We start from the raw sequence: 14,668 nt of genomic DNA, 5'->3' as shown, positions 1-14,668 counted from the left end.
CAGCACGAACAGCACGTCCGCGACACCACAACCTGACCATTACCCCACCCCGTCAACCCCACCCCACCAGCACAAACCAGGATGAAAAATCCCCACTTCGGGCAGGAGTAGACGCGAGGAGTATTCGGGGGTGCCCCCTTCCGTTAGCACGGTGGTCAACTCCGGCCGTCACCCTCGGCTGCATGACCGCAGCTCGGATCGTGGTGGTGGGGACCGGTTACGTCGGACTGACCACGGGAGCGTGCCTGGCCAGCCTGGGGCATCGCGTCACCTGTGTGGACGTCGACCAGACGAAGATCGCGCGGCTGTCCGCCGGACGGGTGGACATTCTGGAACCGGGACTGGCCGAACTGGTCACCCGCGGGCTCACGAGCGGAAGACTCGGTTTCGTCGTCGGAGCACGGGAAGCCGTGCGTGACGCGGAGGGCGTCTTCCTGTGCGTTCCGACGCCGATGGGCGCGGGTGGTTCGGCGGACCTGCGTGCCGTCGAGGCCGTGACGTCGGAGATCGGCGACGTCCTGCCCGCCGGCTGTGCCCTGATCACCAAGTCGACCGTGCCGGTCGGGACGGCGCGGCGGATCCGCGCGATGCTCGGCCGCACCGACATCCCAGTGGTGTCGAACCCCGAGTTCCTGCGCGAGGGCACCGCGGTTTCGGACTTCCTCGGCCCGGACCGCATCGTCGTCGGCTCCGACGACCTCGACGCCGCCCGCTGGGTCGGCGACCTCTACGAGGATCTGGACGCGCCGGTCGTCGTCTCGGACGCCGCGAGCGCGGAGCTGGTGAAGTACGCGGCGAACTGCTTCCTCGCGATGAAACTGTCCTATGTGAACTCGATCGCCGAGCTGTGCGAACGCCTCGGCGCGGACATCGACCTGGTGACCGCGGGCATGGGCTACGACCGGCGGATCGGCCGGACGTTCCTCAAGCCCGGCCCCGGCTGGGGCGGTTCGTGCCTGCCGAAGGACACCAGCGCGCTGGTGCGGGTTGCCGAGTCGGTGCAGTACGACTTCCGGATGCTGACCTCGGCGATCGAGGAGAACATCGCGCAGCGGGACCGGATCGTCGCGAAGATCGCGGGCGCGGTCGGGGGCACTTTGGCCGGGGCGCGGATCGGCGTGCTGGGCTTGGCCTTCAAGGCGGGGACGAACGATCTGCGCGACTCGCCCGCTCTGGCGGTGTCGTCGGTGCTGGGCGCGCTCGGCGCCGAGCTGACCGCGTACGACCCGGCCGTCGGCGGCGAAATCGCCGGAATGATCGTGGTCGACGATCCCTATCAGGTCGCGAAGGGCGCGGACGCCGTCGTCGTGCTGACGGAGTGGAACGAGTTCAAGCGTCTCGACTGGACGTACTTCGCCGAGCTGATGGAGGGGGACACCGTGGTCGACACCCGGAATCTCCTCGACCCGCACCGGATTCTCGACGCCGGGCTGAACTGGCAGGGCGTCGGCCGCCCGCGCGCCGCCCACCGCCCCCTCACCACGAGTCAGGCCTAAAGCTTCTCCCGCGGTAAATTCGTTAAGGCCACCTTACGGGCAAGAGACGCCCGTAAGGTGGCCTTAACGGCATTTGCCCAGCGCACGGAGCCGTTCCGTGGAGAACTCGCCAAAAGCCGGACGGTGGACACACCCGGCTGCCATAATCCGGACATTTGGATTTGCCGACCGCGCAAGGGAGACGCGATGTCCGCCCATATGGACGAGCTGATCGCTCAGTTCCAGAATTTCCAGACCAAGGTGCGGCAGGCCGAGGCTCGCTTCGCCGGTGTCGAGGACATGCAGGAGCGGATCGCGCAGGTCGAGAACACCGTGCGCTCGCCGGACGGCAACGTCACGGTGACCGCCGGTGCCGGCGGGACGGTCACCGATCTCCGGCTCGCCGCGGGCGCCACCCGCCTCGAAGCGGGCCAGCTGGCCGGGATCATCATGAACACCCTGCGTCAGGCGGTCGCCGGTGCCGTCCAGAAGCAGGCCGGAATCGTGGACGACGCGTTCGGCGACGCGTTCAACGTCGACGTCTCGGCGCAGGTCCGGCAGGCCCAGACCGAGGCGTTCGGGGCCGTCGCGGAACCGCCCGCGGCACAACAGCAGCAGCACCAGCCGTTGCAACAGCCGGGAACCCCCGCGGAGGGATTTGCGTCGTACCAGCAGCCGCCCCAGCCGCAGGCGTCGCCACCCCGGCGACGGCCGAGCCCGCGGAATGACGACGACGACTACTTCGACGACAACTCCATCCTCCGCCGCGACTGATCCGACCGAGGGGCTCCCCGATGGCACCAGACATCCACACCAGTATCGAAGCGATCTCCGGGTACTCGAAGAAACTTCCCTTCTACGAACAGGAAGCGGAAAAGTTCGGTGCCAAGATCGACGCCGCCGACGTGACCAACGAGGCGTGGGGTGTCATCGGCATCTTCGCCAAGCAGGGCTACACCGAACGCCTCACCGAGCTGCGTTCGCTGCTGACCGATCTGAAGGACGGCGTCGACGCGCTCACCGACAAGATGAACAAGGCCGCCAACATGTACAAGGGCGCCGAGGACGCCGGGAAGATCACCTTCGGCAAGTACGAGGCGGAAATCGACGCGATCGGGAAGCCGGGCAAATGACCGAGGAAAAGAAGAGCATCGCCGACACGCTGGACGTCAAGCCGTACGACGAGAGCATGGGCGCGAACCTCGATCGCGCGGCGGAGAACGTGCCGGTGCTGGGGACGGCCTACAAGACCGGCAAGTCGATCGGCGAACACGCCCAGCAGGCGGCCCAGGCGGACAACCCGCAGGAACTGGCCTCCGCGGGCGCCGCGCTGGTCGGCGACGGCGCGAAGTTCGTTCAGGGCGCCGCGATGGACATGGTCACCTTCGCCATGGACCCGATCGGCTGGCTGGTCAGTCACGGCCTGAACATGCTGCTCGAACTGGTCCAGCCGCTGCAGGACGCGCTGCACCAGGTCACCGGGGACGGCCCCGCCATCGGGCACGCCTCGGAGAACTTCACCGCGATCGCGCACGGTTTCGTCGCACTCGCAGAGGACTTCGAGAAGACCGGTGACACCGCGCTCGCCGAATGGGTGGACGAGGCGGGCAAAGTGGCGAAGGAAGCCCTCGGCGACTTCTCCTCCGGCATCCGCGGGGTCGGCTCGGCCGCCGGTTCGGTGGCCGAGGTGCTGCAGATGTGGTCGATGCTCATGGTGGTCATCGAGGAGCTGATCAAGGGCATCATCACCGAGCTGATCTCCTGGCTGATCACTCTCTGGCTGCCCGCGCTCGCCGCGTCGGTGATCAGCTTCGGCAGCTCGGTCGCCGCCGCGATGACCGCATCCATCGCCAAGGCCGCCAGCGTGCTCACCAAGGTCACCCGTTACCTCGGCAAGTTCGGCAAGCTGCTCGAGAAGTTCATCGAGTACATGGCCAAGTACGCGACCAAGATCGTGGCTATGACCAGGAAGTTCCGCCTCGGCCGGTACGCCGGCGAATCGCGGTTCGGCCTCGATACGCTGGAGAACACGGCCAGGGTCCCGTTCACACCGGGCAACCGGATGACCACCACGATGCTCGGGGGCGCGGCCGGCGTCAAACCGTTCGTCGTCGGCGCGAGCGTCAAGGCCGGTACCGGCGCGGCAAAGGGCGCTTTCCACGAGGGCAAGGACGCGGTCAGCACCGAGGGAGACGAGCCGTGGTTCAACAAGAGCGAGATCGGTGGGGACAAGAGCCCGGAGGAGACCCGGGGCAACCTCGACATCTAGGCGCCACGCCGCAGGACTTCGTCAACCGAGCGCCCACCGACGCCCGTCGTAAGGCGGCGGAGAAGATGTTCGCCCACCAGGAACAGCTGGACGCCCAGCAGGAAAGCCTCATGGTGCGGCCGGGGTTCCGGGAACGGGTCGAGGGGTTCCTGCGTGGCCAGTGGCGTGAGCCGGTCATCGCGCTGCGGCTCAGCGACAACAAACTGGTGTTCGAGGTGCCCGGCCGGCGTGGCGACGGCACGGTCGAGGGGGAGAACCAGGTCGGCCGGTTCTTCGGCAACGCGCTGCGGGGCGTCGGCACCGCGGCGGCGGCCGTCTTCGCCGTGGCCAACAGCTCGGGCGGCAGCGGCGGCCCCAAGGGAGAGCGGGAAGTCCACGTCCGGGGCCCGGCGAACGCGATGGTGCTCGACCTCGTCGACCGGCTCCGGTCGGTGAGCGGGCCCTGGCTGGCGTTCTCACCCTCGTACATCGCGGCGGTGGACACCGGCTCGACCTTCCGGGATCCGGCCGACGCCCCGCCGCCGCAGATCCTCTGGCAGGCGCGCAAACCGCAGGCTCCGGAGATCAGGTTCCGCGGGCAGACGCTGGTCTGGCCGGACGGTTCGAGTTTCCGGTTCCCGCTGCACAGTCGCACCGAGGACCAGTACCTTCGGCAGTATCTGGATTCCCTTAGCAATGGTTAGTATCGGGCCATGTTCACGACGAGGCCGGAGCTCAAAGGCACGTTCGGGATGGTGGCGTCGACGCACTGGCTGGCTTCGTCAGCCGGGATGGCGGTGCTGGAGAACGGCGGCAACGCCTTCGACGCGGCGGTCGCGGCGGGCTTCGTGCTCCAGGTCGCCGAGCCGCACATGTGCGGTCCGGGCGGCCAGGTTCCGGGCATCTTCGTCACCGCCAAGGACAGGACGCCGCGCGTTCTCGCAGGTCAGGGCGTCAGCCCGGCCGCGGCGACGCCGGAACACTTCGCCGGGCTCGGCCTCGATCTGATCCCCGGCAGCGGCCTGCTCCCGGCGACCGTGCCCGGCGCCTGGGACGGCTGGCTGCTCCTCCTGCGTGACCACGGGACCAAGTCGCTGCGCGACGTCCTCCAGTACGCGATCGGTTATGCGCGTAACGGAATTCCGTTGGCCGCGCCGGTCGTCGAGAAGATCGAGACCGTCGAGCAGCTGTTCCGCGAGCACTGGACGCCGTCCGCCGAGCTGTGGCTCCCCGGCGGAAAACCGCCTGTCGCCGGGGAATTGCACCGCTATCCCGTGCTCGCCGACACCTGGGAACGGCTGATCGCCGAGGCCGAATCCGTGCGCGGCCGCGAGGCCCAGATCGAGGCCGCGCGCCGCGCGTGGTCCGAGGGATTCATCGCCGAGGCCGTGGATTCCTTCTGCCGCAAGGCTTTTCTCGACGACTCGCGTCGCGAGCACGCCGGGCTGCTCACCGGCGAAGACCTCGCGAGCTGGGAGGCTACGTACGAGGACGCGCTCATCGTCGACGTCGGCGAGTGGAGCCTGGTCAAGGCGGGTGCGTGGACACAGGGACCGGCGCTCGCCCAGCAGGTGCTGATGCTCGACGGCTTCCGCGACGAACTGTCCTATGTGGATAGTATCCCGACCGCTCGTACGGTGCACCTGGCCGTCGAGTGCGCGAAGCTCGCCTTCGCCGACCGCGAGGCTTGGTACGGCGACACCGGCGAAGTCCCGCTCGACGTCCTGCTTTCGCAGGCGTACACCGACGCGCGTCGTGCGCTGGTCACCGACGAGGCCAGCGGCGAACTCCGTCCGGGGGACGCCAGGGGCGCCGCGAAACTGCCCGCGATCCTCGACGAGCTGAAGGGACGCGGGACCGGATCAGGCGCCGTCGGCGAACCGACGCTCGAAGAACTCGGCCTGAACCGAGGCGACACCGTGCACCTCGACGTCGTCGACGCGGCGGGCAACATGGTGTCGCTGACGCCGTCCGGTGGCTGGCTCCAGTCCAGCCCGACCATCCCCGAGCTGGGCTTCTGCCTCGATTCGCGGGGCCAGATGTTCTGGCTGGAACAGGGTTTGCCGAACTCGCTCCAGCCGCGCAAACGCCCGCGCATCACGTTGTCCCCGTCGATGGCGCTGCGGCACGGCGAACCGGTCGTCGCCTTCGGCACGCCCGGGGGTGATCAGCAGGACCAGTGGCAGACCTGCTTCTGGCTGGCGCACACCGTCGCCGGGCTGAACCTCCAGGAGGCCATCGACGCCCCGGCCTGGCACACCTCGGCGTTCCCCAGTTCCTTCTACCCGCGCTCCTGGACGCCGGGGGAGATCCTGGTCGAATCCCGCCTAGGAAAGTCCACAATGGACGAACTCGCCGCGCGCGGCCACCAGGTCGTCGACGCCGGCCCGTGGAACCTGGGCAGGCTCTCCGCCGTGTCCCGCACCGGTGACGGCCTGCTGCGCGCCGCCGCCAACCCCCGCGGCATGCAGGGCTACGCCGTCGGCCGCTGAATCACGCGAGATCTCCGCCCAATCACGCGAGTTCGCCACTTGATCACGTGACGTCTCCGTTTGCGCACGAATGGTGACTCGGTCGCCTCGTGTGCTTGAGTGGAGAACTCGCGTGAAGGAACGGGGATCTGGCGTGATGGAGTGGAGATCTCGCGTGTTCCTAGAGCGGGAGCGCGCTCCAGCCGCCGCCGACCGCGAGCAGCGTGCGCACCCCCTGCGCGTGATCGGCGAACCCGGCGAGGTCGCCGTGCAGCAAGGAGGCGCGCTCGCTGTCGAGCGGGAGCGTGTCGTCGTTCCACAGCTCGAAGATCCAGCTCGCCGCCAGGTGCATCGACCGGAGCAGCCCGACCACCGTGGTGTCGTTCTTGCCGCCTTCGGCGAGGTAGCTGGTCATGATGTCGTCACAGGACGCGACGAACTCCCGCAGCCCGCGGACCGCGTCGGACGGGCTGCCGTCCCAGTCCGGGCCCGGCCATGCCGACGAGCTCAGCGCGAGCCACAACCGCCACCCCGCGGTCAATTCGGCGTGATCGCCCGGGATCCACTCCGCCATGCGCTCCAGTGTGACCCCGGACGACCACGTCGCTACTCGTCAAATGGCCTATCTCACGACCGGGGCTGCTGCCACAGCCAGAACTCGATGCCCTGGTTGTCGACACATTCCGCGGTGACGCCATACGGCATGTGCTCGGGTTCACCCGCTTGGCCGCCCTGCGCGCGTACGCGGGCGAGCGCGGCGTCGAGATCATCGACGGCGTACATGAGCTTCCAGCCGACCTGCCGTCCCGGACCGCCCCAAAGCCCGCCCTGCAGACCGTGTCCGGAGATGCCCCAGCCGCCCTCGACCCGCCCCGGCGAGAACTGCCAGCCGAGTACGGCACCGTAAAACGACTTCGCCGCATTGTCGTCAGGAACCTGGAAGGTGAAGTACCCGGCTTCGCCGTGTCGGACCGGCTTCGCGTCTTCGGCGGGTCGCGGCGCGGCCTGGGCGACCAGCCAACGCTGACCGTACGGGTCCTTGATCGCCCCGTGCTTGCCGTAGCCGCGGTCCTCGACCGGGCGCAGCAGCTCGGCACCCAGCTCGACGGCCCGCTGTGCCGCAGCGTCCACATCGGACACTTCGACCCGGACCAGTGGACCACCCTCCGGTGCCACGACGTTGCCCATTTCGGGGAATTCCTCGGCCAGCATGAGCACGGTGTCGCCGATCCCCACTTCGGCGTGCCCGACGCGGCCGTCGTCCATGATGATCGGGTCGGATCGGCGCTGGGCGCCGAACACCTCGACATAGAAGTCGATCGCGGCGCGGGCGTCGGTGACCGCGAGGTACGGCGTCAGCGAGCGCACTTCGGCGGTGGACGCAGGCGTTTCGGTAGTCGTCATATCGGCTCCGTTCAGGATCGCGCGACGCAGGCGGTCACGCAGTTCGTCGGCGAAGGCGGGGTCGGGATCGACCGGTGTCGAGGGACGGCGAAGCGCTTCGAACGGCTCAGACATCGCGACCCTCCTTCTCCTCGTAGGCGCGACGGAACGCGGCACGGGCGCGCACGAGCAACGCCTCGGTGGCGTGCACGCTGCGGCCGAGATGGGCGGCGACCTCGGGCACGCCGAGGCCGTCGACATAACGCAGGGTCAATGCGGCCTGGTGGTGCGCCCCCAGCGTTGCGAGCACCTGCCGGGCCCGTAACGCGTCGACCTGTGCGTCCCACGGATCGGTGACATCGGGTTCACTCTCGTGGACCAGTCTTAACCCGCGTTCCTCACGTTCTTTGCGCCGCCAGTGATCGGCGAGCTTGTGCCGGGCGACGCCGATCAGCCACCCGGTGCTCACTGGAGGCGCGTACTCCTTGCGACAGGCGGACACCGCGCCGAGGAAGGTTTCCGAAGTCAGTTCCTCGGCGATCGTGCGGTTTCCGCACCGGGACAGCAGGTACCCGTAGACCTCCGGCAGAGCCGTCTCGTACAGCTCGAGCAGCGCGAAGGCCGGGTCCGGTCGTACCCGCGGTTCCGTCACACCCTCATCGTCGCTCGGGAGCACGTTTCTCCGACGGGTGAACTTGGGATTTTTTTGGTGGCGCGGTCTAAGACTCCGCGAAGGGGCCTTCGTCGATGAACCTGCGCAGGTTGCGGGCGAACGATCGCGCCTCCTCCTTCGGCCATGAGCGCAAGGACGCCTCTATCTGCGCGGCGAGGCGCCGCCGCATGACCGACACCGTGTGGGTGCCCTCCTCGGTGAGGGTCAGCAGAACGGCCCGTCCGTCAGCGGGGTCCTGTTCTCGCCGCACCAGACCGGCCACTTCCAGCCGCGACGCCCGGCGGCTGACACCGGAGCGGTCCAGGCCCACATCGGCGGCGAGGTCGGCGGCGCTGCGCGGCCCTGTTCTGGCCAGCCCGCTGAGTACGGGGTAGGTGACCTCGTCGACGGCCTCGCCGAGGTTCTCGGTCAGGGCCTGGTACAGGGTCGCCCGGAAGCCGCGTTTGAGCAGTTCACCCAGCGCGTCCGCGATCTCGTGCCCTATCTCGTTCGCCACGCCCCCAGAATAGCGTGCGTCGCGCACGCAGTTGGTGTACGCTTCAGATAAGCGTGCGCCGCGCACGCAAATCCGTGACTCAACCGGAGGACATTCATGAGCACCACGAACATCGCCGCCGCCCTCAGTGACCTCCTGCTGACCCCGGACCTCGATCTCCGAGAAGCCGCCGACCGTCACTTCGCGCCTGACTACCGTCAGCGCACGGACGGCACGTGGGCCGACCGCGACGGATTCCTCGAACACATCGCCCACCTGCGCGAGGTGGTGGCCAGTGGCAGCGTCCAGGTCCACGAGGAACTGACTGATGGAAAGCTGTATGCCGACCGGCACACCATCGACGTCACCAAGAAGGACGGCGGCACGGTCAGCACCGAGGTCTACGTCTTCGCCGAGTTCGCTCCCGACGGGCGATTCCGCCGCATCGAGGAGACCACGCTCATGCTGTCCGGTGGCGAAGAGGATCGGAACCTCGGAAGCGCGCGATGAGAACCGGAAATCTTCAGGACCGCAGGTCTGCGGCGGTGGCGGGCCACCCTTCGCGAGCACTGGGGTAGCGCGGCGCCCAGCCGGTGGCCTCGCGGAAGCGCGCGTTGCTGACGCGCAGTGATCGGCTGAGCGAGGTGAGCCTGTCGCCGAAGAGCAGCGCGGCTCGCCCGGGCACGCGCAGCCACGGTTTCTTGCCCGCGGCGTGGCCGAGCGCGTCGGTGAACTCGCGTTTGGTCAGCGGCTCGTCGTCGACCACGTTGTACGTCCCGGCAGGAGCGGTGAGCGCGGCCGCGACGGCACTGCCCGCGTCGGCCATGTGGATCACCGAGAGGTAGCCGTCGGGCGGCCCGGGCATCATGCCGACGTGGTAGCGGGCCTGCGCGAGCATTTGCTCGGCGTGTGTCGCGCCGGGCCCGTAGAACCAGCCGAACCGCAGGATGACGCCGGTGCCGCCCGCCGCGGTGAAGCGGCGCGCGTTGGCTTCGGCGGCGAGATTTCCCCGCGTCATCGGGTAATTGTCGACGGGCGCGTCTTCGTCTACCCATTTCGAGCCGCGATCCGGGTAGAGCATGGCGACGGACTCCTGGAGAAGCCGCCCGACCCCGGCGGCCAGCGCGGCGTCGACCACGGCCGCCGAACCGTCGGTGCGGATGTGTTCGTTGTACTTGTGCGCGTTGGTGCTCATGAACTTCGCCATCGACGGCAGCGCTGTCGCGAGATTGGCGACGACGTCGTGATCCTTCATGGCGTCGGCGAGGGCGGCTCGATCGAACAGCGAAAGCTGGACGGGCGTCGCGCCCTGCTCGGTGAGCGCGGCGGCTTTTCTCGGCGTGCGCGCGAGCGCGGTCACGGAATGGCCCGCGGCGACGAGCGCCGGGACGGCGTGGCTGCCGAGCGCGCCGGTCGCACCGGTGACGAACACCTTCATGCTCGCAACTTACGGCTTGGGCCTGGCCGGCTGCCACTTCATCCGCAGTGAGACGAGATGCTTCCGGCTGTCCGGGAACAACCGGTAGATGTGCACGACGAACTTGCCGGGCCTGGCACGCTTGCGGGTCAGGAAGTCCTCGGCACACGCGGTGCCGTAACGGACCCGCCAGTTCTTCAAGCGTTCGGTGTGATGTTCGAGGATGAACCCCATGTCGTCCACGAGTTCGGTGTACTCGTGCACACGCCGGTCCTTGGCGACCTCGCGGTAGTACTCGAGTTGGTGCGGATAACCCCAAACATCCATGACCAGCAGATTTGCGTGGGGAATACGCACGACACGGGGTCGATGGGGGAATCCCACATCCCGCCGCCCGCCTTACTATTCGTGATCGAACCATGGCGAGGGGTGAGAACGGATGAGCCGGCGGAGCAGGCCCAACTATCGGCGGCGCCAACTCGGCCGCACTCTGCAGAAGTTACGCAAGGCGGCGGGACTCAGCCAAGAGGACGCCGGTAAACCGCTGCGCATCTCCAGCTCGAAGCTGAGCCGGATCGAACAGGGCCACATCCCGGGCTACAACGACTTCCTGGCGCTACTGGATCGCTATGGCGTGATCACCTCGGACTACGACGAGTACATCCGGATGTTCGACCACGCCAAGGAAAAAGGCTGGTGGCACGCCTTCGGCCTGGACGATCGTGGCTTTGTCAGTGTGGAGGCCGAGGCCTCGTGGATTCGCACCTATCAGCTTGGCTTTGTGCCGGGACTTCTTCAGTCCGAAACGTACATGCGGACGACTTTCTCGTCGGCGCGCGATCCGTTCAAGGGCGAGCGGTTGGAGCGCGAGGTCGCCGTGCGGTTGCGGCGGCAGCGCAGGCTGGTGGAGGAACCCGTGCTCACCCTCCACGCCATCATCGATGAGGCCGCCTTACGCCGGGACGCGTGCGACCGTAGTCAGTTGCTCAAGCTGCTGCAGCTTGCCGAGTTGCCTACGGTGACTATGCAGGTGCTCCCGGAGGCGGCGGGTTCTCACGACGGCCTGTGCGGCAATTTCCTCTTGGCCGGGTTCCCGGATCCTGCTGAGCCCGACTTGGCCTACGTCGAATACGGGTTCGGATCTCTGCAGGTTGAGAACGAGAATGAGGTTTACGCTGCTAGGCTTTTGTTCGACCATCTCGCCGATCTGGCGCTGGATGAGCAGGACTCCTGCACGCTGATCAAGCGGATGATCGCCGAGACCTGAGCCGAGGCGGAGGCGAGCACTCGTGGACCTGTCGAACGTCACTTGGCGGAAGAGCAGCTACAGCGCAGGTTCCGGGGCCAACGGCGATTGCGTGGAGGTTGCGTTTCTCGGCTGGCGGAAGAGCAGCTACAGCGGCGGAGACGGGCACAACGGCGACTGTGTCGAGGTGGCGTTCGTGCCGGAGGCGGTCGCCGTCCGCGACTCGAAGTCCCCCGAAACCGGCGCCCTCCTCCTCGCCCCAGCCGCCTGGACCTCCTGGCTCCGCGAGGTCGACAACGCGATCAGTGCAGCAAAAATTACATCCTGATGCGGCGTTTATTACACTCTGGATGTAACAAACGCTGCCTGGCCGCTGAATCAGGTCGCGGCCTGTGTCCACAGAGGACTCTCGTGCCGGTAAGGCCACCTTGGGGGCGTCTGACGCCCTCAAGGTGGCCTTACCGGCATCACGGCTCCCCGAAAAACTTCTCGTTGTGTCGTGTTTGTCCGGCTTGCTTGTTCCGGCTTACCACCGTGCGCCAAGACACGGGGAACGGTGAGCGAAGGCCCACGCCGTGCCCGCCCGGCCGTCGCGACCTGCACGCACACGGCTCACTCGCGCCTGGCCGCACCCGTCAAGTCCCTGGCATGGGCACTCAACGCACCCAGGGACGCCCTTGTCGCAACCGGCCGGGCTCAGCTCCGCCCGACTCATGTCCCGAACGACGCGTAAGGGACGTTCAACGTCCCTTACGCGTCGTTCCGGCCACGCCAGCGGGGGTGGCGCAAAGTCCGTGAAGGACTCCTTCACGGCGTGCGCTCGCGGGAACGGACCACCCCGGTCAGCCTCGTGGGTCGGGAAGGCGCCGCGCGCCCACGATCACCGCCAGCACCAGCACCGCCTGCAAACCGATCACCAGGACGAAAGCGCTCTTCATCCCCAGCGAATCCGGCGCGCTCAGTGACGCGAACAGGCTCCCCAGAGTCGCGACCCCGAGAGCGAGCGACGTCTGCTGGTTCGTCGTCATCACGCCGCTGCCGACACCGGCCAGGTCGGTCGGGACCTTCGAGAGCACGATGCGGAACAGCGTGGTCATCGCGAGCCCGTTGCCGACGCCGATGAGCAGCATCGCGGGCGCGAGGTCCAGCACGTTCAGGTCCGGCCACGCCAGCAACGTCGAGCCGATCAGCGTCAGCACGCCGAGCAGCAACAGCACCCCGCCGGTCACGACGACCTTCTGGCCGAACCGCGCCACCAGCCGGCTGCTGATCAGCGACATCGTGAAGAAGCCGATCGCCATCGGGGTCAGCGCGAGCCCGGCGCCCATCGGGCCGAGGTGCAGTCCGCCCTGCAATGTCATGGCGTAGACGAACATGAACGCGCCGAAGCCGCTGAAGAACGGGACGCCGACGAGCAGCCCGAGCCGGACGCTCGGCATCCGCATCACCGACGGCGGCAGCAGCGGGTGTCCGCCGCGCCGTTCCAGCCGACGTTCGACGCGAACGAACGCGAACGCGGCGAACGGGAAGAGCACGAGCAGTGCGACCGTCCACAGTGGCCAGCCGAGTGCGTGGCCCTCCATCAGCGGGACCAGCAGCGAGAGCAGAGCCACGCCCAGCAGCACGGTGCCCCAGCGGTCGACGCCGAGCGGGTTGTGCGCGCGGGTTTCCGGCAGCTTGCGCGCCATGATCAGGCCGACGATGCCGATCGGAACGTTGACCAGGAAGATCGGCCGCCAGGACAGGTCCCACACGTTCGCCGCGACGAGCGCGCCGCCGAGCAGCTGGCCGATGACGGTCGCGATGCCGCCGGTCGCGCCGTACATGCCGAGCGCGCGCGAGCGGTGTTCGCCGTCGGTGCTGGCCTGGATGATCGAGAGCACCTGCGGCAGCATCATGGCCGCGGCCGCGCCCTGCGCGACCCTGGCGATCACCAGCGTCCCCGCTGTCGGGGCGAGTCCGCAGGCCAGCGACGTCAGCGTGAACAGCGCCAGCCCGATCGTGTACATCCTGCGCCTGCCGAGCGAGTCGCCGAGACGGCCGCCGACGACCAGCAGCACGGCGTAGGCGATGCCGTACCCGGCGACCACCAGTTCCAGGGTCGCGGTGGACGCCTTGAGGTCCGCGTCGATGGTGGGCAGCGCGACGTTGACGATGAAGAAGTCGATGATGGTGAGTGCCGCCCCCAGCAGCACGGTGACCAGGCCGGCAGGGGTGAGGCCCGGCCTGACGGGTGCCTCGGCGGCGCGGGTGCGCACCGCCGGGACGGTTTCAGTCGTGGTCATGGGTACTACGATCGACGACGTCGTAACCTGGTACCAGATAGTGTTTATCCGGGTACTGGGACTACCTGGTAACAGCATCGGGAGTATGGGAGCCTGGCACCATGACCACCGCCGTCGAAGAGCGCGTGCGGCGCAACGAGCTGGCCGCGTTCCTGCGAAGCCGTCGTGAGCGCATCACGCCCGAGCAGGTCGGGCTGCCGACAGCCGGGCGCCGCCGGACGCCGGGGCTGCGCCGCGAGGAGGTCGCGCAGCTCGCCGGTGTCGGGGTCACCTGGTACACCTGGCTCGAACAGGGCCGCGACATCAACGCCTCCGAGCAGGTGCTCGCCGCGATCTCCCGCACGCTCAAGCTGGACCCGTACGAGCACAAGCACCTGTTCACCCTCGCCGGTGCGCCCGAACCCAGCTACGAAAAGGAATGCAATTCGATCTCCCGTCCCGTGCTCACCATGATGGAGAAGCTGGAGCCCTATCCGGTGGCGGTGCGCAACGCCCGCTGCGATCTGCTGGCCTACAACCGCGGTTACACCTGGCTGATGGGTGACGTCGATGCGATCCCGTTCGAGGACCGCAACACCCTGGTGCAGTGCCTGACCAACCCGGAGTGGAAGGCGCGGATGCTCGACTGGGACAGCAACATCCCGCGCGTGGTCGCCAAGTTCCGCGCGTCGATGGCCGAACACGTCGCCGAACCGGCGTGGAAGTCGCTGGTCAAGCGGCTGAAGGCGGAGTCGCCGCTGTTCGAGGAGCTGTGGACCCGGCACGACGTCAACGCCGAGCCGATCCTCTGCAAGCGGTACCTGCATCCCGAGGTCGGCCTGCTCAAGTTCACCTTCACCTACCTCTACTTCGGGCGGAATTCGGAGATCACGTTGTCGGCCTACACCCCGGCCGACGAGGAGACGGCGGCGAAGCTGCCGACGTCGTTCTGACCCTGACCTGGGCCGTTCCCTCCCGAGAGGGAGCCGGACAACGCCGTGGAGGGAACTGATCCG

The 14,668-nt window shown here is 67.9% G+C and carries 17 protein-coding genes; 10 read left to right on the top strand and 7 right to left on the bottom strand.

The genetic code is table 11. The features are described 5' to 3' along the window. Positions 1-182 precede the first annotated feature (182 nt). The 6 genes from ACFWY9_RS04740 (at position 183) to ACFWY9_RS04715 (ending at position 6,215) form a co-directional block, all read left to right on the top strand. The gene (locus ACFWY9_RS04740) at positions 183-1,496 is read left to right on the top strand and encodes a UDP-glucose dehydrogenase family protein (RefSeq protein ID WP_378338162.1); all 1,314 of its coding nucleotides are present in this window, start codon (positions 183-185) and stop codon (positions 1,494-1,496) included. 186 nt (positions 1,497-1,682) lie between these two features. Continuing rightward, entirely contained in the window at positions 1,683-2,249 is a 567-nt protein-coding gene (locus ACFWY9_RS04735; RefSeq protein WP_378338161.1) for a YbaB/EbfC family nucleoid-associated protein, read from the top strand. A 20-nt stretch (positions 2,250-2,269) separates the two neighbouring features. Beyond that, on the top strand, positions 2,270-2,608 hold the full coding sequence (locus ACFWY9_RS04730) for a hypothetical protein (RefSeq protein ID WP_378325952.1): 339 nt from the start codon (positions 2,270-2,272) through the stop codon (positions 2,606-2,608). Then, positions 2,605-3,744 (top strand): hypothetical protein, encoded by a 1,140-nt coding sequence (locus tag ACFWY9_RS04725; RefSeq protein ID WP_378325951.1) that lies wholly within the window; start codon positions 2,605-2,607, stop codon positions 3,742-3,744. Before ACFWY9_RS04730 ends, ACFWY9_RS04725 begins: the two co-directional genes overlap by 4 nt. Positions 3,745-3,809: 65 nt before the next feature. Beyond that, positions 3,810-4,427: a hypothetical protein gene (locus tag ACFWY9_RS04720; RefSeq protein WP_378325949.1), complete on the top strand. Its 618-nt coding sequence runs from the start codon at positions 3,810-3,812 to the stop codon at positions 4,425-4,427. Between the two features lie 9 nt (positions 4,428-4,436). Further along, positions 4,437-6,215 (top strand): gamma-glutamyltransferase family protein, encoded by a 1,779-nt coding sequence (locus tag ACFWY9_RS04715; RefSeq protein ID WP_378338160.1) that lies wholly within the window; start codon positions 4,437-4,439, stop codon positions 6,213-6,215. A 160-nt stretch (positions 6,216-6,375) separates the two neighbouring features. Here the strand turns inward: ACFWY9_RS04715 and ACFWY9_RS04710 are convergent, their stop codons facing one another. The 4 genes from ACFWY9_RS04710 to ACFWY9_RS04695 form a co-directional block, all read right to left on the bottom strand. After that, entirely contained in the window at positions 6,376-6,768 is a 393-nt protein-coding gene (locus ACFWY9_RS04710; RefSeq protein ID WP_378325946.1) for a hypothetical protein, read from the bottom strand. Positions 6,769-6,821: 53 nt separating this feature from the next. Then, positions 6,822-7,712 carry a VOC family protein gene (locus ACFWY9_RS04705; protein ID WP_378325945.1) on the bottom strand — a complete coding sequence of 297 codons (891 nt, stop codon included), beginning with the start codon at positions 7,710-7,712 and terminating at the stop codon, positions 6,822-6,824. Then, positions 7,705-8,229, bottom strand: coding sequence for an RNA polymerase sigma factor (locus ACFWY9_RS04700; RefSeq protein WP_378325944.1), 525 nt, complete (start codon positions 8,227-8,229; stop codon positions 7,705-7,707). The genes ACFWY9_RS04705 and ACFWY9_RS04700 overlap by 8 nt, the downstream gene beginning before the upstream one ends. Positions 8,230-8,296: 67 nt before the next feature. Further along, a complete protein-coding gene (locus tag ACFWY9_RS04695; protein WP_378325943.1) occupies positions 8,297-8,746 on the bottom strand; it encodes a MarR family winged helix-turn-helix transcriptional regulator in 450 nt (149 codons plus the stop codon). Positions 8,747-8,842: 96 nt separating this feature from the next. Between ACFWY9_RS04695 and ACFWY9_RS04690 the strand changes: the two genes are divergently transcribed. After that, the gene (locus ACFWY9_RS04690) at positions 8,843-9,235 is read left to right on the top strand and encodes a nuclear transport factor 2 family protein (RefSeq protein ID WP_378325942.1); all 393 of its coding nucleotides are present in this window, start codon (positions 8,843-8,845) and stop codon (positions 9,233-9,235) included. A gap of 13 nt (positions 9,236-9,248) precedes the next feature. Here the strand turns inward: ACFWY9_RS04690 and ACFWY9_RS04685 are convergent, their stop codons facing one another. Next, the gene (locus ACFWY9_RS04685) at positions 9,249-10,163 is read right to left on the bottom strand and encodes an NAD-dependent epimerase/dehydratase family protein (RefSeq protein ID WP_378338159.1); all 915 of its coding nucleotides are present in this window, start codon (positions 10,161-10,163) and stop codon (positions 9,249-9,251) included. 9 nt (positions 10,164-10,172) lie between these two features. Further along, positions 10,173-10,469: a hypothetical protein gene (locus ACFWY9_RS04680; protein ID WP_378338158.1), complete on the bottom strand. Its 297-nt coding sequence runs from the start codon at positions 10,467-10,469 to the stop codon at positions 10,173-10,175. A 112-nt stretch (positions 10,470-10,581) separates the two neighbouring features. Here ACFWY9_RS04680 and ACFWY9_RS04675 point away from each other — a divergent pair, with 112 nt between their 5' ends. Then, entirely contained in the window at positions 10,582-11,409 is an 828-nt protein-coding gene (locus tag ACFWY9_RS04675; protein ID WP_378338157.1) for a helix-turn-helix domain-containing protein, read from the top strand. A 22-nt stretch (positions 11,410-11,431) separates the two neighbouring features. Continuing rightward, positions 11,432-11,716 (top strand): DUF397 domain-containing protein, encoded by a 285-nt coding sequence (locus ACFWY9_RS04670; protein WP_378338156.1) that lies wholly within the window; start codon positions 11,432-11,434, stop codon positions 11,714-11,716. Positions 11,717-12,230: 514 nt separating this feature from the next. On the opposite strand, the gene ACFWY9_RS04665 is transcribed toward ACFWY9_RS04670, so the two are convergent. Then, on the bottom strand, positions 12,231-13,673 hold the full coding sequence (locus tag ACFWY9_RS04665; RefSeq protein WP_378338155.1) for an MFS transporter: 1,443 nt from the start codon (positions 13,671-13,673) through the stop codon (positions 12,231-12,233). A gap of 101 nt (positions 13,674-13,774) precedes the next feature. On the opposite strand from ACFWY9_RS04665, the gene ACFWY9_RS04660 reads away from it, so the two are divergent. Continuing rightward, complete coding sequence (locus ACFWY9_RS04660; RefSeq protein ID WP_378325935.1) at positions 13,775-14,605, top strand: helix-turn-helix transcriptional regulator; 831 nt, start codon at positions 13,775-13,777, stop codon at positions 14,603-14,605. Positions 14,606-14,668: the final 63 nt, after the last annotated feature.

Source organism: Amycolatopsis sp. NPDC059027 (genome assembly GCF_042739735.1).
In the GTDB taxonomy this organism is placed as follows: domain Bacteria; phylum Actinomycetota; class Actinomycetes; order Mycobacteriales; family Pseudonocardiaceae; genus Amycolatopsis.
This window is presented reverse-complemented; position numbering and strand designations above follow the sequence as displayed.